Origin of the sequence: Vibrio sp. 14G-20 (genome assembly GCF_026241515.1) — a bacterium.
Classification (GTDB): Bacteria; Pseudomonadota; Gammaproteobacteria; order Enterobacterales; family Vibrionaceae; genus Vibrio.
This window is the reverse complement of sequence record NZ_JAPHPW010000015.1, coordinates 16,580-41,421: the sequence shown is the minus strand read 5'-3', so window position 1 is coordinate 41,421 and position 24,842 is coordinate 16,580. Positions and strand designations below refer to the sequence as shown.

At 45.0% G+C, this 24,842-nt stretch carries 19 protein-coding genes; 16 read left to right on the top strand and 3 right to left on the bottom strand.

Annotated elements, in window-relative coordinates; translation table 11 throughout:
- Nucleotides 1–37 precede the first annotated feature (37 nt).
- Entirely contained in the window at nucleotides 38–766 is a 729-nt protein-coding gene (locus OQJ75_RS14435; protein WP_048659171.1) for a glutathione peroxidase, read from the bottom strand.
- A gap of 44 nt (nucleotides 767–810) precedes the next feature.
- A complete protein-coding gene (locus tag OQJ75_RS14430) occupies nucleotides 811–990 on the bottom strand; it encodes a hypothetical protein (protein WP_265973892.1) in 180 nt (59 codons plus the stop codon).
- On the opposite strand from OQJ75_RS14430, the gene oxyR reads away from it, so the two are divergent.
- Complete coding sequence (gene oxyR / locus OQJ75_RS14425; RefSeq protein WP_248373123.1) at nucleotides 989–1,882, top strand: DNA-binding transcriptional regulator OxyR; 894 nt, start codon at nucleotides 989–991, stop codon at nucleotides 1,880–1,882. The two genes, OQJ75_RS14430 and oxyR, sit on opposite strands and share 2 nt — an antisense overlap.
- Nucleotides 1,883–1,992: 110 nt before the next feature.
- Here the strand turns inward: oxyR and OQJ75_RS14420 are convergent, their stop codons facing one another.
- A complete protein-coding gene (locus OQJ75_RS14420; protein WP_265973893.1) occupies nucleotides 1,993–4,554 on the bottom strand; it encodes a penicillin-binding protein 1A in 2,562 nt (853 codons plus the stop codon).
- Between the two features lie 151 nt (nucleotides 4,555–4,705).
- Here OQJ75_RS14420 and pilM point away from each other — a divergent pair, with 151 nt between their 5' ends.
- The 15 genes from pilM (at nucleotide 4,706) to OQJ75_RS14345 (ending at nucleotide 24,797) form a co-directional block, all read left to right on the top strand.
- Complete coding sequence (gene pilM, locus OQJ75_RS14415) at nucleotides 4,706–5,731, top strand: type IV pilus assembly protein PilM (RefSeq protein ID WP_265973894.1); 1,026 nt, start codon at nucleotides 4,706–4,708, stop codon at nucleotides 5,729–5,731.
- Nucleotides 5,715–6,329: a PilN domain-containing protein gene (locus OQJ75_RS14410; protein ID WP_265973895.1), complete on the top strand. Its 615-nt coding sequence runs from the start codon at nucleotides 5,715–5,717 to the stop codon at nucleotides 6,327–6,329. Before pilM ends, OQJ75_RS14410 begins: the two co-directional genes overlap by 17 nt.
- A complete protein-coding gene (locus OQJ75_RS14405) occupies nucleotides 6,322–6,951 on the top strand; it encodes a type 4a pilus biogenesis protein PilO (RefSeq protein ID WP_248388986.1) in 630 nt (209 codons plus the stop codon). The genes OQJ75_RS14410 and OQJ75_RS14405 overlap by 8 nt, the downstream gene beginning before the upstream one ends.
- Nucleotides 6,938–7,456, top strand: a complete 519-nt coding sequence (locus OQJ75_RS14400; protein WP_265973911.1) for a pilus assembly protein PilP — start codon at nucleotides 6,938–6,940, stop codon at nucleotides 7,454–7,456. The genes OQJ75_RS14405 and OQJ75_RS14400 overlap by 14 nt, the downstream gene beginning before the upstream one ends.
- A 59-nt stretch (nucleotides 7,457–7,515) precedes the next feature.
- Entirely contained in the window at nucleotides 7,516–9,210 is a 1,695-nt protein-coding gene (locus OQJ75_RS14395; protein WP_416340679.1) for a type IV pilus secretin PilQ, read from the top strand.
- Between the two features lie 176 nt (nucleotides 9,211–9,386).
- On the top strand, nucleotides 9,387–9,905 hold the full coding sequence (aroK, locus tag OQJ75_RS14390) for a shikimate kinase AroK (RefSeq protein ID WP_009848907.1): 519 nt from the start codon (nucleotides 9,387–9,389) through the stop codon (nucleotides 9,903–9,905).
- A gap of 24 nt (nucleotides 9,906–9,929) precedes the next feature.
- Complete coding sequence (aroB, locus tag OQJ75_RS14385) at nucleotides 9,930–11,018, top strand: 3-dehydroquinate synthase (protein WP_248373112.1); 1,089 nt, start codon at nucleotides 9,930–9,932, stop codon at nucleotides 11,016–11,018.
- 79 nt (nucleotides 11,019–11,097) lie between these two features.
- A complete protein-coding gene (locus OQJ75_RS14380) occupies nucleotides 11,098–12,615 on the top strand; it encodes an SPOR domain-containing protein (RefSeq protein WP_265973897.1) in 1,518 nt (505 codons plus the stop codon).
- A 69-nt stretch (nucleotides 12,616–12,684) separates the two neighbouring features.
- Complete coding sequence (locus OQJ75_RS14375; RefSeq protein ID WP_265973898.1) at nucleotides 12,685–13,533, top strand: Dam family site-specific DNA-(adenine-N6)-methyltransferase; 849 nt, start codon at nucleotides 12,685–12,687, stop codon at nucleotides 13,531–13,533.
- A gap of 200 nt (nucleotides 13,534–13,733) precedes the next feature.
- Complete coding sequence (gene rpe / locus OQJ75_RS14370) at nucleotides 13,734–14,408, top strand: ribulose-phosphate 3-epimerase (protein ID WP_010435263.1); 675 nt, start codon at nucleotides 13,734–13,736, stop codon at nucleotides 14,406–14,408.
- 118 nt (nucleotides 14,409–14,526) lie between these two features.
- Nucleotides 14,527–15,213, top strand: coding sequence for a phosphoglycolate phosphatase (locus tag OQJ75_RS14365; protein WP_061033626.1), 687 nt, complete (start codon nucleotides 14,527–14,529; stop codon nucleotides 15,211–15,213).
- Between the two features lie 151 nt (nucleotides 15,214–15,364).
- A complete protein-coding gene (gene trpS, locus OQJ75_RS14360) occupies nucleotides 15,365–16,381 on the top strand; it encodes a tryptophan--tRNA ligase (protein ID WP_017103608.1) in 1,017 nt (338 codons plus the stop codon).
- A 600-nt stretch (nucleotides 16,382–16,981) separates the two neighbouring features.
- Entirely contained in the window at nucleotides 16,982–18,085 is a 1,104-nt protein-coding gene (locus OQJ75_RS14355) for a porin (RefSeq protein ID WP_265973899.1), read from the top strand.
- Nucleotides 18,086–18,107: 22 nt separating this feature from the next.
- On the top strand, nucleotides 18,108–21,305 hold the full coding sequence (locus OQJ75_RS14350; RefSeq protein WP_265973900.1) for an ExeM/NucH family extracellular endonuclease: 3,198 nt from the start codon (nucleotides 18,108–18,110) through the stop codon (nucleotides 21,303–21,305).
- 114 nt (nucleotides 21,306–21,419) lie between these two features.
- Nucleotides 21,420–24,797, top strand: a complete 3,378-nt coding sequence (locus OQJ75_RS14345; protein WP_265973901.1) for an ExeM/NucH family extracellular endonuclease — start codon at nucleotides 21,420–21,422, stop codon at nucleotides 24,795–24,797.
- Nucleotides 24,798–24,842 lie beyond the last annotated feature (45 nt).

Below are 24,842 nucleotides of genomic sequence, written 5' to 3'. Positions count from 1 at the left end.
GTTAGCTGGTATTACTCAGTTATTAGCAACTAAGTGATTAACCAAGGAAAGCTTCTAGTTCTTCGCTGCCACCGATGTGTTTGCCACCGATGAAGACTTGAGGAACAGTAGTGCGACCAGAGATTGCACGTAGGCTTACTGTTGTTGCATCTTTACCTAGAACCACTTCTTCGTAGTTTAGACCTTTGTCGATTAGGTTCTGTTTCGCTTTCATACAGAAAGGACAGCCTGGCTTAGTGAATACTGTGATTGACTCTTGCTCTTTATGCTCAGGAGCAAGGTAGTTAAGCATAGTATCTGCATCAGAAACCTTGAACGGGTCGCCTGGTACGTCTTCTTCGATGAACATTTTTTCTACCACGCCGTTTTTAACCAGCATGCTGTAGCGCCATGAACGTTTGCCGAAGCCGATGTCGTTTTTCTCAACTAGCATACCCATGCCGTCTGTGAAATCACCGTTACCATCTGGGATGAATGTGATGTTTTCCGCTTCTTGGTCTGCTTTCCATGCGTTCATTACGAACGTGTCGTTTACAGAAACACAAAGGATGTCATCAACACCGTTTTCTTTGAACACTGAATGTAGTTCGTTGTAACGAGGAAGGTGGCTTGAAGAACATGTTGGTGTAAACGCACCTGGTAGGCTGAATACGATAACTGTCTTGTCTTTAAATAGCTCTTCTGTCGTTACGTTAACCCATGCATCGCCTTGGCGAGTTGGGAATGTTACTTGAGGGATTGATTGACCTTCTTTAGATGCAAACATATTGATTTCCTTAAATAGTATTTTTAATTTTGTTCTATTAGAGCTTAACGTTTTTCGTTGCTCTGTTTCGTTTTGTTGAGCCCATTATTAGATAAATTCTTTGATAGCTCTAATCGTTTGATGTTATGGTTTTGATAGGTAAATTCTATCAAGAACATTTTTCTTTTAAATGTTTCGATTAGAACCCTTGTTCTTATTAAAACCTGAGGTAAGAGACTGATCATGAACATTCGTGACTTTGAATACTTGGTGGCGCTCGCAGAGCATAAACACTTCCGAAAAGCGGCAGAAGCGTGCTTTGTCAGTCAGCCGACACTAAGCGGTCAAATACGCAAACTAGAAGATGAAATTGGACTTCAATTAACCGAGCGTAGTCCAAGGAAGGTCATATTTACAGAATCAGGGTTACAACTTGTTGAACAAGCCAAGCGTATCCTCAACGAAGTGAAAACTTTTAAAGATATGGCGAGTGGACATGGTGAAGCGATGACGGGGCCGATGCACATTGGTTTTATTCCGACTGTTGGTCCTTACATCTTGCCTAAAATCATTCCTCACCTGAAAGAGAGCTTCCCAGATCTTGAGCTTTACTTGCATGAAGCCCAGACCCATCAATTAGTGAGCCAACTTGAAGATGGCAAGCTTGATTGCTTGGTACTGGCTGCGGTTGATGAAACGGCGGTGTTTAAAGAAATTGATGTGTATGACGAGCCGTTAAGTGTTGCCGTTCCATGTGACCACGAGTGGGCTCAGCAAGACACTGTCGATATGCTGCAATTAAATGGACAAACTGTACTTGCACTAGGTGATGGTCACTGCTTACGAGACCAAGCCTTGGGCTTCTGTTTTGCTGCGGGTGCAAAAGATGATGAACGTTTTAAAGCGACCAGCTTAGAAACGCTGCGTAATATGGTAGCGGCTGGAGCAGGTATTACTTTGCTACCTCAGCTATCGGTGCCAAAAGAAAAGCAAAAAGATGGTGTGTGTTACGTACCTGCGGTGAATCCAACACCTTCACGTAGAATTGTTGTGGCTTACCGTCCGGGCTCTCCATTGAAAGGTCGCTTTGAGCAACTGGCGGAAACGATTCGCACTCAATTGGAGAAGACGGCTTAGCGCTTGAGTTCAGAGCCTAGTCTGGTCAGATATAGATATAAAAAAGGGTTGATATGAATTCATATCAACCCTTTTTGTTTGTTCATCTTATTAGGTTCAACAAACCCTAGCTAGAACAGTTCTTCTACTGCTTCACCTGATGAGGTTGAGTAGATGTCGTCATTGAAACGTTCAGTGATGTATTCGGTTGGCTCTGTGCCTTTCTCGAAGTACTCGAACATCGATGAGCTATCGAATTTGTTCGTCAATAAGCCAGTTTCACGGTCGATACGAACACGAACGATGTTCTCCGGAATCTCTTTACGTTCAGCAGGCACGCCCGCTAACGCTGTACCCATGAAATCAACCCATGCAGGTTCTGCTGTTTTCGCGCCAGCTTCTGCACCCGTAATCTGATTCTTACCAAGGTTCGAGTTTGCTTTGGTTCTGCCTAGGTTACGGTTGTGGTTATCAAAACCAACCCATACCGTTGCAACCATGCCAGGGCCGTAACCGCTGTACCAAGTATCTTTCGAATCGTTGGTGGTACCCGTTTTGCCGCCAATGTCACGACGCTTCAACGGCTGTGCACGCCAACCAGTACCGTTCCAACCAGTACCTGCGCTCCAATCACCGCCACCCCAGATGTTGCTGTACATCATTTCACGAACAAGGAATGCGTTCTGTTCAGAGATAACTTGAGGTGCGTATTGTACTTTGGCATCCACATCTTGCTCTGCAAACTCGTCCGCCATTGGGTCTGCGGTCATTTGCTGCTGGCAATCGTCTTTACAAACCACTTTCGGTGTCGCTTCAAATTCAGTCTCACCAAATGGTGTCTCAATGCGGCTGATGTAGAAAGGTTCAACGTAGTAACCGCCATTAGCGAATACAGAGTAACCTTGCGCTACCTTCATTGGCGTTAAGCTACCCGCACCCAGAGCAATGGTTTCAGAGCGAGGTACTTCGTCAATATCAAAACCAAAGCGTGTTAGGTAGTTACGAGTATCATCTAGGCCTACTTCGCGCAGTACACGTACCGCCATTACGTTTTTAGACTGAGCTAAGCCAATACGTAGACGAGTTGGACCCACGTAAGTCGGTGGCGAGTTCTTTGGTCGCCATGCTGTACCTTGGCTCTTATCCCATTGGTTAATCGGCGCATCATTGATCAGTGAGGCTAGCGTTAAGCCTTTCTCAATCGCTGCTGAGTAGATAAATGGTTTGATACCAGAACCCACCTGACGAATAGATTGCGTCGCACGGTTGAACTTGTTGTGCACAAAGTTAAAGCCACCGACCATCGACAATACCGCGCCGTTGTTCGGGTTCATTGCCACAAATGCAGTGTTTGCATTTGGCACTTGGCTTAGACGCCATACAACAGGTGTTTCCGATTCTGCTGTCGCTGATTCTTCTGTCGGCTCTTCAGAGACTTCGTCGCCTGTTACGGCTTCATGACGAACCCAAACTTGCTCACCAACAGCAAGAATCTCTTTTGCTTGCGAAGGAGCTGGGCCTTGACTGTCGTCTGTTAGGAACTTACGTGCCCAGTTCATGCCTTGCCATTCAATGGTGCCTTCGCCTTGGTTTTTAACCCAAACCTGAGCGCTTTTCGAATCAACTGAAGTCACAACCGCAGGGACTAGGTCACCATAGGTTGGCTGAGACTTAAGGTGTTTAACGATCTTTTCATGATCCCAAGCTGATTGCTCGGTTTGCCATAAGACTTTTTCAGCACCACGGTAGCCGTGACGCTCATCGTAGCCAAGCAGGTTCTTAATCGCGGCTTGGTTCGCTGCTTTCTGTAGTTTTGAATCAACGGTCGTGTAGACCTTCATGCCTGATGTATAAGCGGCTTCGCCATAGCGTTCCACCATCCAAGCACGTGCAACTTCTGCAACATACGGCGCGCTGAGTTCAATCTCTGCACCGTGATATTTCGAGATCAGCTCTTCACTGCGAGCTTCATCGAACTCTGCTTGAGTGATGTATTTCTCGTCCAACATACGACGTAATACAACGTTACGACGGTTGGTTGCACGTTCAACAGAGTAGATAGGGTTCATTGTCGATGGTGCTTTTGGCATACCCGCAAGCGTAGCTAACTCACTCAGGGTTAGATCCGGAAGATCTTTACCGAAGTAAACACGCGCTGCTGCGCCGAAACCATATGAGCGGTGGCCAAGGAAGATCTTGTTTACGTACAGCTCCATGATCTCTTCTTTGCTAAGCAGTTGCTCAATGTGGATCGCAATGAAGATCTCTTTAATCTTACGCATGATCTTTTTCTCATTGGATAAGAAGAAGTTACGCGCAAGCTGCTGAGTAATGGTACTCGCACCTTGTTTTGCAGAACCCGACATAGCAACCACGATCGCTGCACGAGTAATACCGATTGGGTCAATACCCGGGTGTTCGTAGAAACGGCTATCTTCAGTAGCAATCAAAGCCTCAACTAAGTGGCGAGGGATCTCGTCATAAGTCACTGGAATACGACGTTTTTCACCAAATTGGGAGATCAACTTACCGTCTTGGCTGAAGACCTGCATTGGAGTTTGGAGTTCTACGTCGCGCAAAGTGGCAACATCAGGCAACTCTGGTTTTACGTAGTAATAAAACCCAAAAATTGTACTGACTCCAAGAATCATGCAAATCAATGTAAATATGAATAATCGCTTTATGAACTTCACCGGATAATCCCTGATTAGTTAAGGCTGATAAGCAGCAAACCCTTGTACTCTAGGCTAAAAACTTAGCTTTCGTTTATTAACGCTTATTTAACTAATAATCACAACCCCTAGATAATCAACGAAATGCTTGGCACTTCAGGAGCTAGGTCACATGGGTTCATCATTAATTACAGGTATAGATATAAATCATCACAGCATCAAAGCCGTGGTACTAAAACCCGTGGGGGAGTTGTATGCCCTAGTGGGATACAAAGAGCTGCCGATTTCGGACGACATTTTTACAGCTAACCATACTTTGGAGTATCAGAAAACTGTTAAGAAACTCAAAGAACTTAGGAAAGGACTGCCTTTTGGCTGTCGCAACGTCGCCATTTCGGTACCTGATAACACGGTGATCAGCAAAGTACTGCAAATAGAGAGTGAGTTAGAAGACAGAGAAAAAGAGTTTTCGATCTATCAAACCTTTGCTCACCAGTCTCCCTTTCCTATCGAGGAGCTGAGTTTAGATTTTGTAAAGCTGGAAGACAAACGATTTGGCAAAGGATCGACAAGCAGTTATCAGGTGTATGCAACTCGCAAGGAAGTGGTAGATAGCCGAGCAGATGCACTAACGAAAGCGGGTTTTAAACCTGTGGTCGTGGATACGCAGGCGCATGGGCTACTCAATATCTGGCAATTGGCATCACGCTTGTATCCCGATAAGAAGAACTGGTTGCTGGTGGATGTTGGAATCGACCAAACCTCGCTAGGGGTTATCCCGCAGAGTTCAGCACCTTTCTATAAAGATATCGCGTTTGGTACGCAAGATCTTCGCAGCTCGGATAACCCGAGTGATATAGAAGGCGTGTTCGGCACGGCTGAAGATACCCACCGATTTATTGTCAATTTGATCGAAAAGCTCAAGCGTCAGTTGCAGCTCTATTCTTCAGTCAATGCACTTCAGCCTATTTCAGGGATCTGGCTAATGGGCGAGGGAGCGAGCATCCCGATGGTCACTGAAGAGCTTGAGCGCCATTTTCAGCTGAGCTGTGAGTCGCTTAACCCTTTATCGCTGTTTGAGAACAAGGTGGCGAAGCGACGTCGATTGCCCATGGACTGGCAACACTTTGGCATTGCCGCGGGTATGGCGATGAGTGGACTCAAGTGGCAGGGAGAAAAGCATGTTGCATCAAATTAACCTGCTGCCTTGGCGTGATGAGATTCGTGCTCAGCACAAAAAGCGTTTTGTTCATCTAGTTATTCTAGGTGTCATCATTGCGCTTGGTGGGCAATGGGCGGTCGGTAACTATTTTCATGATCAACAAGCCAAGCAGCAAGCGCGCCTCAACTATCTCAATCAATACATCGCTGATCTCGACCGACAGATTCAGTCTTTAAAAGTCGCCGAACAAGAGCATAAAGCCATTCTCACTCGACTGGATGTGGTGGAGTCTTTGCAGCTTGGCCGCAATAAGACCACCGACTTCATGAACCTGATGCCGGAGCTGATTCCTGAGGGCGTATATGTCGACAAAATAAAGATGAATGGTCAGGAGATTGAAATGTCGGGCATCAGCGACAGTACTGCTCGTCTCGCTACCATGTTGGATAACCTTGAGCGTTCAGATTCTCTTAAAGGGGTCGAGATGCACTCTATCGTTCATAACCGCAAGCGCTTCAATAAGGAGTTCCAGACCTTCAAGGTCTCTTTTGTGTTCAGCCCTGTGTCTTTAGAAAACACCACCTCAGAGAACACAACCGCGAGCAAAAAAGAGAAGGGGGCGCATCATGGCTAACCTTCAAAATAGGATTAGTTGGCAAAACAGGATGAGTTTTCAGGATCTTGATGTTGATGAGATCACCGAATGGCCATTGCTGCCTCAGCTTCTCGTGATCCTGGTGTTGATAGTGTTAATCCAAGGTGTCGGCACTTGGCTTTATGTGCTGCCTCTCGACGATGAACTGCAACAGATGAAGCAACAAGAACAAACCTTAAAGACGACCTTGCGAATAAAGGCTAATAAGGTGGCAGCCTTACCTAAGTTGCAGAGCCAGTTGGATGAGCTAACCAGTCGCTACGATTATCTGTTAGAGCAACTGCCCGTTCAAAAAGAGCTCGCCAGTATGTTGGCGTCTGTGAATGAACTCGGCTTGGATAATTCGCTGACCTTCACTCGAATCGATTGGGGTCAAAAGCAGAATAAGGAGTTTCTCTATCGTTTACCGCTCAATATCGAGCTGACGGGTGACTATCACGAGATCGGCGACTTCTCGGCTGCCATCGCCAAACTGCCGCGCATCATTAGTTTTGATGATGTGAATTGGCAGCGAGTCAGCCAAGAAAGCAGCACGCTGCACTTTAGGGTTCGAGCTTATACCTACCAGTTTAAATCGGAGGTCAATGATGAAACCCAATAGCGCGTTTTACTCACTCGTGTTGCTGCTTGCGCTATCTGGCTGCAAAGCTAATCAAGACTCACTACAAGACTTTGTGACGCAGGTTGAAGCCAAGGCGAGAAAAGACGTTGAGCAGCTTGTCCCAGCAACTGAATTCACGGCGGCGACTTATCAGCGCCGAGCTTTTCGCCCTCCCTTTGAACTTCCTAAAGAAGCCATTGTGCAAAATCAGCCCTTGGTTAAGAAAGACTGCTGGCAACCCAACGCTCGCTCTCGTAACGGAAAGTTAGAGAAGTACCCGCTGAGTAAGCTGCGTTTAAGAGGCGTGATGGGCAGTGGGTCAAGTGTGTTTGGGTTAGTGCAAACACCGAAAGGCAACGTGGTAAACGTCAAGAAAGGCCAGTTTATCGGCCTAAACAATGGCCGAGTTACTAAGGTGACGAGCCAGTACGTTCAGATTAATGAAACTCTTCCAGATGGCTTAGGTTGTTGGCACAAGCGCAACGTTAGGCTGGCTCTGAAGTAAACCAATGTCACATGATGTGGATATGAGATGCAAATATGATTAAAGGAATAAGTAGATTAGTGAGCAAGGCTCTACAAGGTTTTGCTGTGTCTGTGATGTTGGTTTTTAGCGTATTCAGTTATGCAGAGAGCCTACCAAATAAATTAGAGAATATTGATTTTAGGGTTAATAAGGATAAAGACGCCGTCATTATTATTGAGCTAGCCACCACCACTGCGGTGGTCGATGTGCAGCGTGCTCAGGAAGGGTTAAGTATCGAGTTAATCAATACTGAGGTTGATGATGACAAGCTCTACCTACTGGGTGTGAAGGATTTCGCTACCTTGGTTGAAGGGATTGAAGTCTATAAAGAGACACCCAGCACTCGGCTTCTCGCGACGATTAGCAATGACTATCAGTATGAATACAACCTAAAGGGGCGCTTTATTGAGGTGGTGATCAGCAAACCAGTTATCGATGAAGCGACCAAAGAAAAAAGCGTTCTAGAGAAAGAGGGTAAGCTGATATCGATTAACTTCCAAGACATCCCAGTACGAAATGTCCTGCAGTTAATTGCCGACTACAACGACTTCAATCTCGTCGTGTCTGATTCGGTAGCCGGAAACCTGACGTTACGCTTAGATGGCGTACCTTGGCAGCAAGTTCTCGACATTATCTTGCAAGTTAAAGGTTTGGATAAGCGTGTTGATGGCAATGTCATCTTGGTTGCGCCGAAAGCGGAACTCGATCTTCGAGAGCAGCAAGCGCTCGAGAAATCGCGTTTAGAAGAGGAGTTAGGGGAGCTTAAGTCGGAAATCATCAAGATTAACTTTGCAAAAGCCACCGACATTGCTGACATGATTGGCGGGGAAGGGGCGGTGAGTATGCTGTCTGACCGCGGTTCGATTACCATTGATGAGAGAACCAACTCACTGCTCATTCGTGAATTGGAAGAAAACATTGCGGTGATACGAGGCATCATTGAATCGCTAGATATTCCTGTTAAGCAAGTACAGATAGAGGCGCGTATTGTAACCGTCACTGAGGGTAATCTTGATGAGCTTGGCGTTCGCTGGGGCGTTTCCTCAACCAACGGAAGCTTCACCGTTGGCGGTTCAATTGAAGGCAACCACCCATCAGCGATTACGCCGTATGACGACGATAGCGGCAGCAGCGTGATTGATGATTATCTCAACGTCAATTTAGGGGCAACATCGCCTAACGCCTCGAGTATTGCGTTTCAGGTGGCCAAACTGGGCTCAGATACCTTGCTCGATCTGGAACTGTCGGCGCTGCAACAAGAGTCGAAAGCTGAAATCATTTCGAGCCCACGCTTAATCACCACCAATAAAAAGCCCGCTTATATTGAGCAAGGTACTGAAATTCCTTACTTAGAGTCATCTTCAAGTGGCGCTACATCGGTTGCGTTTAAGAAAGCCGTGTTGAGTCTTAAGGTGACACCGCAGATCACACCCGACAATCGTTTGGTATTGGATTTGAGCGTGACTCAAGATAGGCCAGGGCAAGTGGTAAAAACCGGAACTGGTGAGGCGGTTGCAATTGACACGCAAAGAATAGGAACGCAAGTACTTGTTAATAATGGTGAAACTGTCGTGCTTGGTGGGATATTCCAGCACAGCGTGAGCAGTACGGTGGATAAAGTTCCTCTGTTGGGAGACTTGCCAGTTTTGGGTGCATTGTTCCGTCGCAGCTATGAAAATGTGGGTAAAAGTGAACTACTTATTTTTGTCACACCCAAAGTTGTGATTCAGTAATGAACAATTAGATTAAAAATAAAGTTGCATTAGTGGCACCTAACCTTGATAATTTCGGGTCTTATCACGAATTATCTGTGAGGAATCGGTGCCACGGGCCTTTTAATTTCAGTACTTGTACTGACCTACCTTGTGGCGATGTCATTGAATTAACGTTGTAAATTACTGCTAAAAACATGGCTGAGAAACGCAATATTTTTCTTGTTGGCCCAATGGGCGCCGGCAAAAGTACAATTGGTAGACACCTAGCTTCCCAACTTCATATGGAGTTTCTAGACTCTGACACTGTGATCGAAGAGCGCACTGGCGCAGACATCGCATGGGTTTTTGATGTTGAGGGCGAAGATGGTTTCCGTAAGCGCGAAGAATCTGTAATCAACGACCTGACAGAAGAACAAGGTATTGTTCTTGCGACAGGCGGTGGTTCAGTGCTGAGCAAAGAAAACCGTAACCGTCTATCTGCACGAGGCATTGTTGTATACCTAGAGACAACAATTGAAAAGCAACTTGCTCGCACTAACCGCGACAAGAAACGCCCTCTACTTCAAACAGACAACCCGCGTGATGTGCTAGAAGATCTAGCTGTATCTCGCAACGCACTATACGAAGAAGTGGCGGACTACACAGTTCGTACTGACGACCAAAGTGCAAAAGTGGTAGCCAACCAGATCGTAAAAATGCTAGAAGAACGTTAAGTTCATTTTTCGGAGAGCAAACCCATGGAACGGATTACGGTCAATCTAGCTGAGCGTAGCTACCCTATCTCTATTGGCGCCGGGTTATTTGAAGACCCGGCGTACCTTTCTTTTTTGTCAGGTAAACAGAAAGTTGTTGTTATCAGTAATGTGACAGTAGCGCCTCTTTATGCTGATAAAATTTTATCGCTATTGGATCAAGTAGGCTGTCAAACTTCTCTTTTAGAGTTGCCAGACGGTGAGCAATACAAAACACTTGAAACGTTCAACTCAGTGATGAGCTACATGCTTGAAGGAAATTACAGCCGCGATGTGGTGGTAATTGCTTTGGGTGGTGGTGTTATCGGTGATTTGGTCGGTTTTGCTGCTTCTTGTTACCAGCGCGGTATTGATTTCATTCAAATCCCGACGACCCTTCTTTCTCAAGTGGACTCTTCTGTTGGTGGTAAAACTGCAGTAAACCATCCTCTTGGTAAGAATATGATCGGCGCTTTTTACCAACCGAAATCTGTGATCATCGATACCAACTGTTTATCGACGCTTCCAGAGCGTGAGTTTGCAGCAGGCATTGCTGAGGTGATCAAATACGGCATCATTTACGATGAAGCCTTCTTTGATTGGTTGGAACAGAATCTAGATAAACTTTATCAACTTGATGAAGAGGCACTGATTACCGCAATTGCTCGTTGTTGTGCAATTAAGGCTGAAGTGGTTGCTATCGATGAAAAAGAGTCAGGAATCAGAGCGTTATTGAACCTAGGTCATACATTTGGTCATGCGATTGAAGCAGAACTAGGCTATGGTAATTGGCTACATGGTGAAGCTGTGTCGTCAGGCACTGTAATGGCAGCGAAAACAGCTCAATTACAGGGACTGATCTCTCAGCAGCAACTTGAGCGAATTATTTCTATACTCAAGAATGCGAAATTACCAATCCATACGCCAGAAAGCATGTCTTTTGAAGACTTTATGAAGCACATGATGCGCGATAAAAAAGTGCTGTCTGGTCAGTTGCGTTTGGTATTGCCAACAAGTATTGGTACTGCTGAAGTGGTTGCTGATGTGCCTCAAGACATCATTAAACAAGCGATCGATTTCTGCCGTACTCTTTAAATTTGGTTGTGAGGTTGCCTAGCTAAACTCTAGGCAACTGAAGCGTTTTACTGATCGATCTTATCAGTAGGGATCCCCAATGAGTTTGGCTCATGAATTAAGAGTATTAGAGTTAGAATCTCAAGTTGAGCTGCTAGAGCGCTTACAGCTTTTGACTGACTTTGGTTCAAACCTTGTGACGGTGGCTGGCAAAGCTGGCTCTGGCCGATCTTGGTTGGCTCAGCGTTATCTTGAAGCATGGTCGACAGAAAAAAATCAGTGTTTACTGCTTTGTCATCCAAGCCAAGACGATCAACAACGCCGCGCGCTTATTCTTAGCCAAATTGTTTCAGATCCCCTGTTTAATCAACATGATTCTTTATCTGATAGCCTGACAAGGTTACTGGATGGAGAACCGTGTAATGTGGTTATCGTCATTGATGATGCCCAACGACTTTCTGAGCTATTGGTATCCGAATTATGGATGTTGGTACTGGAAGCTCAATCAAACCCTCAATGGACGATCAATATCGTTCTCTTCTCGGAACCTGGTCACTTAGACACGCTATTAACACGTCTTAGTTACGGCCAACAACACAAGCCTATCGATCTCGAGATCGATGACCTTTCGCAACCAGAAGCTGAACATTTCTTCGAATCACTGGTGATTCGATATGTTGATGATGAGTCTGAAACTCGCGTGCGACGTGCGTTTAATAAAGCGCAACCTCTGCCTGGTGAGTTAATGGCTTTAGGAGAATTGAAAGTGGAAAAAAGGATTATTATTCGCTCAATTATTGGTTCACCCATCAATATCGCGATTGTGGTGGCCTTGTTGCTGTTGTTAATTGGTGGTGGTTATTGGTGGATGTTCAGTCAACCAACACCAGACGATAAAGCGCAGTCGCTTATCGCACCGATTGAACAGACGGCTATTCCAACCTTTGAAGTGGAAAGTGGCACTGAAAAAGCTGGCGTTGATGGATCTGTTGATTCTGAAGCTGCAACCGACATGAGTTACCAAGGTGCGGATGATGACAGTTCGTCTCTGCCACCGACTGTCGTTGAAGATACTGCGAGTGTTGGAGAAGTCGAACAAGATCAGCAGCGTGTTGTGATCACCTCTGACGTGGTTGATGCTCTGCTTGATGATAAACCTGAAAGTGCCGATACCAGCGCGATTGACTCGGCTGTTGAGGAAAACACAGGGGCAGCGGTTAGCGCGCAACCTGATTCTGCACAAGCCGAGCCACAACCAACAGTCGATGAAGAATCAGATCTAACTGATTCAACGCCACCGACCAAAAAGATTACCTTCTCATTTGCTCGTGAAGAGTTACAAGCTATCTCTCCACGCGCGTATACTTTGCAGTTGAGTGCGATGACCTCACTGGAAGACGTCCAATCTTTCATTGAAGAGTATGACCTTGAGAACAAGGTTCGTATTTACCCAACACTTCGCAACGACACCAAGTGGTTTATTATCACTTATCAAGATTACCCTACGATTCAAGTGGCGAGAGACGCGGTAAGTGCGTTATCAAAACCACTTCAACAGTTGGAACCTTGGGCAAAATCGATGAATCAAGTACATCGAGAGATAGAACGTGCGAAATAACCCTGAGCTTAGCCTCAAAATATGTTACATTCCGCAGCCTTATTTTTGAGTTGATAGATAGAGCAGTAAATGAAAAAGCAGCGTGCCTTTCTAAAATGGGCTGGTGGTAAATATGGCCTAGTTGAAGACATCCAACGTCACCTGCCACCTGCTCGTAAATTGGTAGAACCGTTTGTCGGTGCCGGCTCAGTATTTTTGAATACTGACTTTGAACAGTACCTGCTTGCAGATATCAATCCCGATCTTATCAACCTGTACAACCTACTTAAAACCGATCCTGAAACTTATATCACGGAAGCGAAGCGCTGGTTCTGTCCCGAGAACAATCGCAAAGAAGCTTTCTTAGATATTCGCGCTGAGTTCAATGGTACAGATAACGTCATGTATCGTTCGTTGGCTTTCTTGTATATGAACCGATTTGGCTTCAATGGCCTATGTCGTTACAACAAGAAGGGCGGTTTTAACGTTCCATTTGGTTCTTATAAAAAACCTTATTTCCCAGAAGCTGAGCTGGAGTTTTTTGCCGAGAAAGCGAAAAAAGCCACCTTTGTCTGTGAGGGGTACCATGAAACCTTTAGCCGCGCGCGCAAAGGCTGTGTGGTTTACTGCGATCCTCCATACGCACCACTGTCGAACACGGCTAACTTTACCTCTTATGCGGGTAATGGCTTCAGCTTAGATGACCAAGCGGCCTTGGCTGATGTTGCAGAAAGAGCGGCAATGGAACGAGGCATCCCTGTCTTGATTTCAAACCATGACACCACCTTAACGCGCCGTTTATACCATGGTGCAGAACTAAACGTGGTCAAGGTTAAGCGCACCATCAGCCGTAACGGCGCTGGCCGTAATAAAGTTGATGAGCTATTGGCGCTTTTCCATAAAGAGAAAAACCAGCAGCACGCTTCAGAAGAATTATAGCGGCCAACATAATCCTCGAACTCATTAAATTGAGTGACCAACGGGTACTTTCATAAACTAATCTTTCGAACTGCTAGGATCTGCTTAGGTGCTTAGGTAGAATTGCACACCAAATAGCCTTGGAATTGAGTCTTGTATTTGTATATGAGATGTCACAAGGCGGTGATATTCTCAATTTACTCACTCTTAAGAGGTTTGGTATGAAAGATTTTCTAATCGCTCCATCGATTTTGTCTGCAGATTTTGCTCGTCTTGGTGAAGACGTAGAAAAAGTACTCGCAGCCGGTGCTGATGTTGTGCACTTCGATGTGATGGACAACCACTACGTACCGAACCTGACTTTTGGCGCACCGATCTGTAAAGCGCTGCGTGACTACGGCATTACTGCTCCTATCGACGTTCACCTAATGGTTAAGCCAGTCGACAGCATTGTGCCTGAGTTTGCGAAAGCGGGCGCATCAATGATTACCTTCCACGTTGAAGCATCAGAACATATCGATCGTACTCTACAGCTAATCAAAGAACACGGCTGTAAAGCAGGCGTAGTATTGAACCCAGCAACGCCACTTTCTTGCCTTGATTACATCCTAGACAAAGTCGACATGATTCTACTGATGTCAGTGAACCCTGGCTTTGGCGGTCAATCTTTCATTCCTCACACACTTGATAAGCTGCGCGCTGTTCGTAAACTTATTGACGAATCTGGCCGTGATATCCGCCTTGAGATTGATGGCGGTGTGAAGGTTGATAACATCCGTGAAATTGCAGAAGCGGGCGCAGATATGTTCGTTGCCGGTTCCGCTATCTTTAATCAACCAGATTACAAAGAAGTGATTGATGAGATGCGTGCAGAGCTTGCAAAAGTTAACGCATAAAAGTAGAACTAAGGTCTGTGGACCTAAAATCAAAACATTTAGATTAAGGGGCTGATGGCCCCTTTTTTACGTCTTATCGCTCAACACATAAGACGTATATAATTAATAGGAAAGTAAGATGTCATTAAGCTCAATAAAACTGATCGCCTTTGATTTGGATGGAACCTTGTTAGACAGCGTGCCTGATTTGGCTGTCGCCGCTGACCAAGCTTGTCAGGAGCTTGGTTTCCCTTCAGTGAGTGAAGAACAAGTTCGCGACTATGTAGGCAATGGTGCTGACGTGCTTATCGGGCGTTCACTCAGCCGCAACTTAACCGTAGACCCAAGCCTAGAGCCTGAGCTGCTGAAGAAAGCACGCATCCTGTTTGATGATTTTTACGAACAGGGCGGCCACAAGCTGAGCCACCTTTACCCATCAGTAAAAGAGACGCTGGCTGAGCTACATAAAGCGGGTTTCACTATGGCGCTTGTGACTAACAAGCCATCGAAGTTTGTACCAGATGTTCTGGCGCAACACGGTATTGATAAGTACTTTGTTGATGTTTTGGGCGGCGACTCTTTCCCAGAGAAAAAACCAAACCCAGTAGCGTTGAATTGGTTGCTAGAAAAGCACAATGTGAAAGCGGAAGAGATGCTGATGGTTGGTGATTCAAGCAACGACATCAAAGCGGCGAAGAATGCGGGTTGCCACTCGTTTGGTCTGACTTACGGCTACAACCACGGCGAGCCAATTTCAGCATCAAACCCTGACTATGTCGCGGATAACGTCGCGCAATTACTAGATGTCGTTCTAGTTTCAGCATAAAGTGGACAAAAGTTAGCTAACCTACTAGCAAAATACTTATCAATGAGTACACTGGATGAGCCGCGCAGAAAGAGCTGTGTGGCTTTTCGATATTTAAGTTAAGAAGCTAAGCGTTCAATAAACTTAGCGAATAAGCAAAGGAATTAAAACCATGAGCAAGCCCATCGTATTGAGTGGTGTTCAACCATCTGGTGAACTAAGTATCGGTAACTACTTGGGTGCTCTACGTCAATGGCAACAGATGCAAGATGATTACGATTGCCAATACTGTGTTGTAGACCTTCACGCAATTACGGTTCGCCAAGACCCGAAAGCACTGCATGAAGCGACTCTAGACGCATTAGCAATCTGTCTTGCTGTCGGTGTTGATCCAAAGAAGAGCACGCTATTTGTTCAGTCACACGTACCAGAGCATGCTCAACTTGGTTGGCTTCTTAACTGTTACACACAAATGGGTGAACTGAGCCGTATGACTCAGTTTAAAGATAAGTCTGCACGTCACTCAAATGACGTAAACGTAGGCCTATACGACTACCCAGTGTTGATGGCTGCAGATATCCTGCTTTACGGTGCTCACCAAGTGCCAGTAGGTAGCGACCAGAAACAACATCTAGAGCTAGCGCGTGATATCGCAAATCGCTTTAACAACATCTACGGCCCTGAAACGCCAATCTTCCAAGTACCAGAACCTTACATTCCAACAGTGAATGCACGTGTGATGAGCCTGCAAGATGCGACTAAGAAGATGTCTAAATCTGATGATAACCGTAAGAACGTGATTACTCTGCTAGAAGAGCCTAAGTCGATCATCAAGAAGATCAACAAAGCGCAGACTGACGCAGAAACACCACCACGTATTGCTCACGATTGGGAAAACAAAGCGGGTATCTCTAACCTAATGGGTCTGTACTCTGCAGCGACGGGTAAAACGTTCGAAGAGATCGAAGCGCAATACCAAGGCGTTGAAATGTACGGTCCATTTAAGAAAGATGTAGGCGCAGCATTGGTTGAGATGCTTGAGCCGATTCAATCTGAATACCACCGTATCCGTGCTGACCGTGCTTATATGGATGCAGTAATGAAAGCGGGTGCTGAAAAAGCCTCTGAGCGCGCAGCCGTGACACTGAAAAAAGCATACGAAGCAGTCGGTTTTGTTACTCGCCCGTAGTTACTAAGAGCTTTACTTCTCCTCTATCTAAGCCTCTATTATGTAGAGGCTTTTTTGATCCACCATCTTTCCTCTGATTCTTTCTATTTAAGTTAAGCGACTAATCAATTATTGGAACATTCTATCTATTATTCTTAATTATAATAATCATGAAAAACTAGTGATTATTAATATCTGAGACCCTAATAGGTAAAATATTAATAAGAAACAGTCATTATTATTGATATTTTTCATATCACTGGTTAGACCATCTTTCTGAGACATTGAGCTTATTTTTCGTATTAATTGAAAATATCATTTCTGATGTTACTTCTTCTGTTGAATTTATAATCAAACTCGTAATATTCATTATATAAATGTGAAATATAACTCATTTATGGTGTTTATTGCTTTATCGAATTACATAAAAGTAAGAGATTACACAGGTTTAATATAACCAGATGAGTTTGGCTATCTCTAGAATCACACTTGTGAATCTGTACTGTTTTACGTGTAAATTTTCACCAAAAAAATATTTATAACATAACAAGGTGTTTTTTTTACGCCAACTAGATTTGGAACGATATTCCATTTCGAATGTTAATTTAAAGGAAATAAGTGATGTTAAAAAGAAATGCAGTGGCACTAGCTATTTCTTCTTTGTTTATGGTACCGGTAGTAAATGCTGTAACCATTTATGAAAATGAAAGAGGTGACTTTGTAAAACTCTATGGAGAAGTTGGTGTTGGTGGGCATATCGGTTCTAATTTTGAATATGATGAGTTTTACGCAGACCAATCCTTCATCGATGATTCTTTCGCAACCATGGGTGTGAAAGGTAAGAACGACAAGATGCATTACCGTTTAGAGCTAGATTATGAACGTGAGAATTGGGCATATGGCTCGGGTGATATGGTTCTGGCGATCGACAAAGTCTTTATTGGATACGATCTTTACAAGAGCAAGAACCAAGAGCACTACGTAGAGGTAGGTCTAACCGATACTGCATTTGATGACTACGACAAGTGGGGTGATTTTACCTTTGATACTACGGTAGAAACGGGTGAAGCAGGTGACCAAGACATGACGGCTAAGTATGAAGGTAAATACTTCGGCGTGATCAAAGTAGGCGCCTCTTACACCAACCGCGCAGAATCTTCTTCTGGCTCTGAGCTTGGCGAAGTCGTTAGTGGTTACATTGGTTACTTTGGCGATCGCTTCTCTGTGGTTGCAGGTGCGGAAGGTCGCGGCGGTTCTGATGGTAAATCGAAATACGGTGAGCAGCGTCTACTAGGTGCTGGTGCGCGCCTTGCGGTGACAGAAACATTTCACCTTGGTGTAAATGCATTCTACGAAGAAGAAGATATTGGCGAATGTACTTTATGGCAAGAGGACGATTTTTCTGGAGAAAGACAGTGTATTGGTGTGTTTAATGAGTACGAAACTCAAGAGAATAAAGGTTACCTTGCGTCTGCGAAATATCAGTTTACCGACAACTGGGAATTCACAGCATCTTACAACTTTGAAGAATATGAAAAGTGGGCGATTGATAACCGTAACGAACAAGCTGCAAGTGGCAACGATGCGCACAGTTGGGGTGATGAGCGGGTATGGGGCACATTCGGTGTTAACTACCGTCCCACGCCTTCTAGCGTGATCGCACTTGAGTGGAATACCGGTGAAGCAGCACAAGATGCGTACGCTTACGCACGCGTTTACTTCTAATTAAATCAGAGAGATATAGAAAATGAATAAGAAAATGACTCTACTTGCTGGTGCGATTAGTAGTGTACTTAGTGGTGCGGCACTGGCTGACATCAATAATATTCTGATTACAGAATATGTAGAATCGAGCGTTGATAGTTACGCAATCAACAGCGCGATTGAGATTACCAATACAGGTACCACGTCGTTCACCTTTACCGAGCATGCTCTGTATTACAGCGGTTACAAAAATAAAGTTTTAAAGCCGGATGATGCAACTCCAGTATTAAAAGGTGTCACCATTGCAGCGGGTGAAAGTATTGTTGTTGTAGGCGATAACGCGACTTCTGATTTGAAAGATGCAGTTGCAGCAAATAGTGCGACGATCGTTTATTCAGGCAGTTACGGCGGCATTGGGCATGACGCACTCAATTTTAACGGGGATGATCCAGTATGGATTGGTGCTGATGACAACCCAGATACCATTCACGACATTATTGGTGTTAGCGGCTCAACTTGGGGTAAAGAGGTTACTTTACGTCGTACTAAAGATGCAACAGCGCCAGATAGTTCGTATGTAGAACTGCATTGGGCTAACGTAGGTACGGATGTTTACGAAGACCTTGGTAAGCTGACGCTTGAAGAGCCACCAACGCCGCCGCCGCCGCCAGTAGAAGTCACAATCGCTGAAGTGCAGGGCACAGGTAAGTTCTCTCCTCTGGTTGAAGCTGAGTTTGGAACGCAATTAAAAGAAGACAAATTCTATGAGACTGAAGCGTCATACAAACTAACAGCGTATGTTGGTTACGTATTGCCAAGTGCTGGTAGTGGTCTTTCTAAAGGTTTCTTCCTTTACGATCACGATGGCAACCCGTTGACTTCAGATGGCCTGTTTGTATTCTCAAGCACTCAACCCGCAGTCGGTACAGAAGTGACTGTGGTTGGTACTGTTCGTGAATATTTTGGCCAAACACAGTTTAATATGTCAGGAAACTGGGTAGAAACTGGCAATAGCGTTACTCCTCCTAGCCCTGTTGAGTTAAAGCGTCTTCCAGAAGATGGTGCTTCCTTTGCAAATACGTTAGAGCGTCATGAGGGTATGCTCGTCAAACTTGTTGAAGATATGGATGACAACAAAGACGGCAACCAAGATATGCGCGTAACTCGTGCATTTGCTTTCGACTTCGAGCTTTACCATAAAGGCCAGTTCCGTAATAACTTGGCTCTAGCGTATGAAACACCGAACTTCCACCCGAACCAAGAGTATGTTGCAGGCAGTTTTGAATCGATCGCTAAGATTGAACAAAACCGCGATGCCACTCTGTTCCTAGACAGTGAAAAAGCCCCAAGTAACGGCAAGATCCCTTACTACGCAAACTTCAGCTACGATAATCCAATTCGTATTAATGATGGCATTAAAAACGTAGAGGGTGTGATTGCCTATACCTACGATGAATATCGCTTAGTAGTCAAGGATCCCGATGCCGGTGGTTATCAGATGACAAGTGCTGATATTACGCCGAATACGCCACGTCCAGTTTCAAGCTCTGGTGAGTACGATATCGTTAATGAAGAGTTCGATGCTGGCTTTACCGTTAAAGTTGCCACGCAAAACGTATTAAACCTGTTTAACTCTCCATACGGCGGTAGCTCAAATCAATTTGGTGATAACCGTGGTGCTGAATCGGAAGAAGAATACGAACTACAGAAAGCAAAAATTGTAGAGGCTATCTACGGTCTAGATGCAGATATTCTTGGTTTGATGGAAATCGAGAACAATGGTTTTGGTGACTTTGGTGCAATCAAGACGCTTCTAGCTTCTGTTAACGCAAAATACAATGAAGAAGATTATTCGAAGCGCGGTGATCAAGACTCGATCCATAATCGTTATGTGTTCGTTGGTTTCGATAAGAATGGCGATACCATTTTGGATCAAAACGACACCATTGGTACAGATGCTATTACGTCGGGTGTGATTTACCGTCCGTCTAAAGTTTCGATTGTGTCAGGTAAAATTATTCAAATGCCTGAGCAGCATGCTCCGCTAGTGGAATACCCTGATGGTGGCGCGATTATTGATGGTGACGGTGCCGTTCGTGAAAGTGGTGACAACTATCAACGTAATACAGTTGCGGCGACCTTCCATGTTCTCAACACTGGTAAACGTCTAACTGTTGCGATTAACCACTTGAAATCAAAAGGCTCTACTTGTCATGAAGATTGGGTTGGTTGGGAAACTTGGGCTGATTTTGATCCAGTAAATGATGACGTTCGCAACGATGACTACCAAGGCTCGTGTGAGAACTTCCGAGTATCGGCTGCATACCAGCTAGGTTCAGAAATGGCAAAGATTGGTGGCGACCAAGTGGTATTGGGTGACATGAACTCATACACCTACGAAGATCCAATGCTTGTTCTTACTGAGAACTCAACTGGCAAAGACATTTACGCATCAAGCTACACCTTTGTTGGTGATGAAGTGTTTGAAAAGAATGGTCAAAAGATCACGACAACATTTGGCTACCTAAATGCGGTTGACTTGAAAACACCGGCTGGCAAAACAGCGTGGAGTTACTCATACAACAACGAGATCGGCTCTCTGGATCACCTTCTAATCACTCCTTCATTGAAAGATCGTTTAGTTGATGCCGCTGACTGGCACATCAATGCGGCTGAATCTTCATTGAATGACTACAGCAACTACAAGAAAGCATCAGACGAAGTTTCTAACCCATTTGCTAGAGAAACACCAATTCGTTCTTCAGACCACGACCCAGCAATGGTATCGCTAGGTTACAAGTATGGTGAAGCGGGTGAGTCGAATGTGAACATTGCAGTGAAGAGTGGCCGTGCTGATATCGCATTCCCGGTTTCGGCTGATGCGAAATCTGGTGATGTAGCTGAAATCTCTATCTCTCCACGTCCACAAAATGTCTCTCTACCGAAAGTGACATTGAGTCAAGATGGCGCACAAACAGTAATGTTTGACGTGGTTGGGCTTGATACAGGTGAATACACGATTTCCATGAAGCTAATGGGGGACCGCGTTGCTGCACAAAGTGCTGGTGCATCTTCTGCTCAAGTTATTGAGTCAATGACAATGACTACCAACATTAGTAAGCAAGACTCAAGCAATGTGTCACCAGTGACTCCTGAATACGATGGTTCAGGCGGTAGCTTTGGCTTCGGTGCTCTGTTGTCACTGATGGGTCTTGGTTTCTTACGCCGTCGCAGTCAGTAATTGATGAAAGGGTTAGTAGTTATCTGCTAGCCCTTTCTTTTGAGTAAAGCTGAGGAAACACAGCGTTAACTTGGCTGATATGGATATAAATCTGTTTACCTTTGAGGTTCAAACATGAAAAAAAGTTTAATAGCGATTGCTGTTGGTGCGGTTATTGCGCCTATGGCAAATGCCAATATCATCATCTCTGAGATCACTGAAGGCTCAGGGAGTAATAAAGCAATTGAAATTGCCAATATCGGCTCTTCTTCTGCTACTTTGGATGGATATACCGTCGATCTTGCACCAAATGGTGGTGATTGGAACAGCAGTCAATCTTTAGATGGTGTGACATTGGCGTCGGGCCAAACTTACGTCATCGTCAACGCAAGCGCTGATGCTGAACTAAAAGGCAAAGGTGACGTTGAATCTACAGTAACTTACTTCAATGGTAATGATGCAGTGGCAGTGCGAAACAATGGCAGTGTTGTTGATATCGTTGGTGCTGGCGATGGCAGTAAGTTCAATGAAAACGTTACTTTACGCCGAACGGATATGTCTCCAAGTACAACTTATGATGCAGATAAGTTTGAAGTTGTAGATATGAATGATTGGAGTGATTTTGGCAAAGTTGAGCTAGGTGGCGGTGGTGCCGGTGAAGTTGTCATTACTGAATACGTAGAAGGTAGCTCAAACAATAAGGCGGTTGAACTCTATAACAATGGTTCTGAAGATATTGATCTAACAGGCTACAAACTTGTTCGTTATAAAGATGGTGATGTAAGCCCATTAGATATGGTGAGTCTTGATGGACAAACATTACCTGCGAATTCGGTATTGGTTGTTCTGCATGATTCTGCAGATATCACGTTAGATGATGGCGTTAGCTCGATTACCGGTGGTTTATACCACAATGGTGGCGACGCAGTCGGTCTGTTCAATGGCGATAGCCTAGTTGATGTAGTCGGTGCGGTTCCTACAGAGAGTGGCTGGGGTAAAGATGTCACTTTGCAAAGAAATGGTACTTCACCTTCAGCGACTTACAATGAATCAGACTGGACAGAGCTAGCGAAAGACACATTTGATGGCCTAGGCAAAGTTAATGGTTCGGTTGACCCAGACCCTGATCCAGATCCGGACCCATCGCCAGATACACTGATCAGTCAGCTTCAGGGTGATTCTTGGGCTTCTCCATACACAGACCCAGCCAACGGTAAGTTCATCTCGGATGAAACCTTCACAGTAGAGGGTGTTATCACTGCGATTCAAAGTGAAGCGCTTGATGGTGATGTTGCGGTCGGTTTCTACATGCAAGATGAAACGCCAGACAGCGATCCAAAAACTTCTGACGGTATCTTTGTTGTTGGTGATCTAACTGGCTTAAGTGTGGGGGATAAGGTTCAGGTAACTGGCCCCGTTGAAGAAAACTTTGGTTGGACTCAAATTCCTGCGACAGCGATTAAAGCAGTAGGCACAGGTTCTGTATCGGCTGTGAACCTTGAGCAAATTGCCTCAGACTCGGAATTCGATTTCACGTTAGAGCGTCATGAAGGCATGCTGGTTAACCTAACTTCTGCGGTTGATATGCGTGTTTCACGTAGCTACAGCTTGGATGAAGGACCTCAGCGTTACAATCTAGTCCTTAGCCAAGGCAAAGCTAGCGTACACCCGAACCAAGTGAACTTCCCTGGTACTGACGAAGCAGCAAAAGCGGCGGACTGTAATGATGATGCACGCCTTGTGGTTGAATCATTTAAGAAAGATACGGTTGGCGCTCCGGCATGGTACCCAGACTTTGCTAAAACCGACATTGACCAAAATGGTTCGACAGAAGACTTTATTCGTGTTGGCGACCGAGCAAGTAACCTTCAGGGTGTGCTTGGGTACTCTTATTCAGACTACCGTTTCTACGTAACAGAAGAGGCGAACAATGATACTTTCATTGCACGTGGTAATAACCGTGACTTAGCACCTAAAGTTGATGCGGGTGATGTTCGTATCGCAACGTTTAACGCCCAAGAGTACTTCAATAGCTTGCAAGGTGGTGGTGAGAGCAATGACTTCTTAGCATTTGATGCAACACCTGGTGCGCAAGATTCTACTCAGTTTGATCATCAAACCGCGAAACTTGTTGCGGCGTTAACTGCGCTTGATGCTGATATTGTTGGTTTGATGGAAGTTGAAAACAACGGCTTTGAAGAAAGCTCAGCGATTTCTTACCTAGTGACTCAACTTAATGCTGATCTTCCAGAGGCTAAGCAGTACAACATTGCTAGCAGTGAAGGACTAACAACGGTAGGTGAGCTAGCGACAGCGAACTTTGTTATTTTCCGTCCGAGCACAGTTGGCTTAGATTCGCTACAAGTGATCCCGATGCCGAAACAAGAAGTTGAAAATGGTGAGTTCACGACTCAACATGCAGCGGTTGTCCCAGTATTCTCGTTCAAAGATCGTGAAGATAAGCTTGTGGTTGCGGTTAACCACTTTGCGGATAAAGACCAAGTTTGTCTAGAAGATACATCGGATGACGACCGCCAAGGCGGTTGTGAGAATTTACGTGTGTCTGCTGCGGATTACCTAGGCAAGAAGTTGGCTGAAATGGAAGGTGAAAAAGTCATTCTTGGTAGCCTGAATACATTCAACAATGAAGATGCAATCACGGTACTGACTGACCGTTCAGGCGCACCTGAAAACTATGAGATCAAGACGGCTGAGAAAACCTTTATCGGTGACGAGTCTCTACACGAAGAAGGTGTGGTTGTTGCCGATAGTTACGGTTTTGAGAACGTAATGGAGATTGTAGATCCAAATAGCTATAACGTAGTCCAAGGAGATGAGAATGGTAGTCTCGACTACATTCTGACTTCTGCAGGACTTAAGTCGAAAGTTATCGGTGCAACTCATTGGAATATCAATGCGGGTGAATCTCAAACATTGGATGCTAAACACGAACTTGGTCAAGCATACTCTGACTCGTTCCGCGCAGCAGGTCATGATCCCGTTGTACTATCGATTGCTTTTGCCGGTAAACCAATTGACCCAGTTGACCCTGTGTTCCCAGACCCTGATCAGCCAGTACAACCCGGTACGCCAGTAGAGCTTCCTGATGAGCCTATTAACGAACCTCGTCCACAGGCTCCTATCGGTGGCGGTACCTTTAATCACTTTGTTGACCTCACTCAGTATTCAGATTCTGCTTACTTAAAAGTGGGAGACGAAGTGTCGGTGAGCTTCAATAATGCAACTCAAGCCTTTGTCGCGACCTCTTCAAATGTTCAAAAAGACGTGCTTGATCAGTTCGAAATTGCGCTGGGTTGGACGGAAGTACCTATCTCAGGTTTAGAGGTTGGTGACTACACGGTAACAACAGCTGTGGAGGGTAAAGTGATTGAAACGAAGCAAGTGTCTATTACTCAAATGAGTGATTCTGGCAGCGATGGTGGTTCATTTGGCCTAGGCGGTCTATTGAGCCTATTAGGACTTGGCTTCCTACGTCGTCGTTTTAACAAGTAACCTCATTGCATTAAGGAGTAGGGGCTTTACTGCCCCTAATTAAAA

Coding starts and splice junctions, on each gene's coding strand:
- OQJ75_RS14350 (WP_265973900.1), top strand. CDS start 18,108: ATGAATAAGAAAATGACTCTACTTGCTGGTGCGATTAGTAGTGTACTT.
- OQJ75_RS14435 (WP_048659171.1), bottom strand. CDS start 766: ATGTTTGCATCTAAAGAAGGTCAATCAATCCCTCAAGTAACATTCCCA.
- aroK (WP_009848907.1), top strand. CDS start 9,387: ATGGCTGAGAAACGCAATATTTTTCTTGTTGGCCCAATGGGCGCCGGC.
- rpe (WP_010435263.1), top strand. CDS start 13,734: ATGAAAGATTTTCTAATCGCTCCATCGATTTTGTCTGCAGATTTTGCT.
- OQJ75_RS14380 (WP_265973897.1), top strand. CDS start 11,098: ATGAGTTTGGCTCATGAATTAAGAGTATTAGAGTTAGAATCTCAAGTT.
- OQJ75_RS14345 (WP_265973901.1), top strand. CDS start 21,420: ATGAAAAAAAGTTTAATAGCGATTGCTGTTGGTGCGGTTATTGCGCCT.
- aroB (WP_248373112.1), top strand. CDS start 9,930: ATGGAACGGATTACGGTCAATCTAGCTGAGCGTAGCTACCCTATCTCT.
- OQJ75_RS14375 (WP_265973898.1), top strand. CDS start 12,685: ATGAAAAAGCAGCGTGCCTTTCTAAAATGGGCTGGTGGTAAATATGGC.
- oxyR (WP_248373123.1), top strand. CDS start 989: ATGAACATTCGTGACTTTGAATACTTGGTGGCGCTCGCAGAGCATAAA.
- OQJ75_RS14430 (WP_265973892.1), bottom strand. CDS start 990: ATGATCAGTCTCTTACCTCAGGTTTTAATAAGAACAAGGGTTCTAATC.
- OQJ75_RS14400 (WP_265973911.1), top strand. CDS start 6,938: ATGAAACCCAATAGCGCGTTTTACTCACTCGTGTTGCTGCTTGCGCTA.
- pilM (WP_265973894.1), top strand. CDS start 4,706: ATGGGTTCATCATTAATTACAGGTATAGATATAAATCATCACAGCATC.
- OQJ75_RS14355 (WP_265973899.1), top strand. CDS start 16,982: ATGTTAAAAAGAAATGCAGTGGCACTAGCTATTTCTTCTTTGTTTATG.
- OQJ75_RS14405 (WP_248388986.1), top strand. CDS start 6,322: ATGGCTAACCTTCAAAATAGGATTAGTTGGCAAAACAGGATGAGTTTT.
- OQJ75_RS14365 (WP_061033626.1), top strand. CDS start 14,527: ATGTCATTAAGCTCAATAAAACTGATCGCCTTTGATTTGGATGGAACC.
- OQJ75_RS14410 (WP_265973895.1), top strand. CDS start 5,715: ATGTTGCATCAAATTAACCTGCTGCCTTGGCGTGATGAGATTCGTGCT.
- trpS (WP_017103608.1), top strand. CDS start 15,365: ATGAGCAAGCCCATCGTATTGAGTGGTGTTCAACCATCTGGTGAACTA.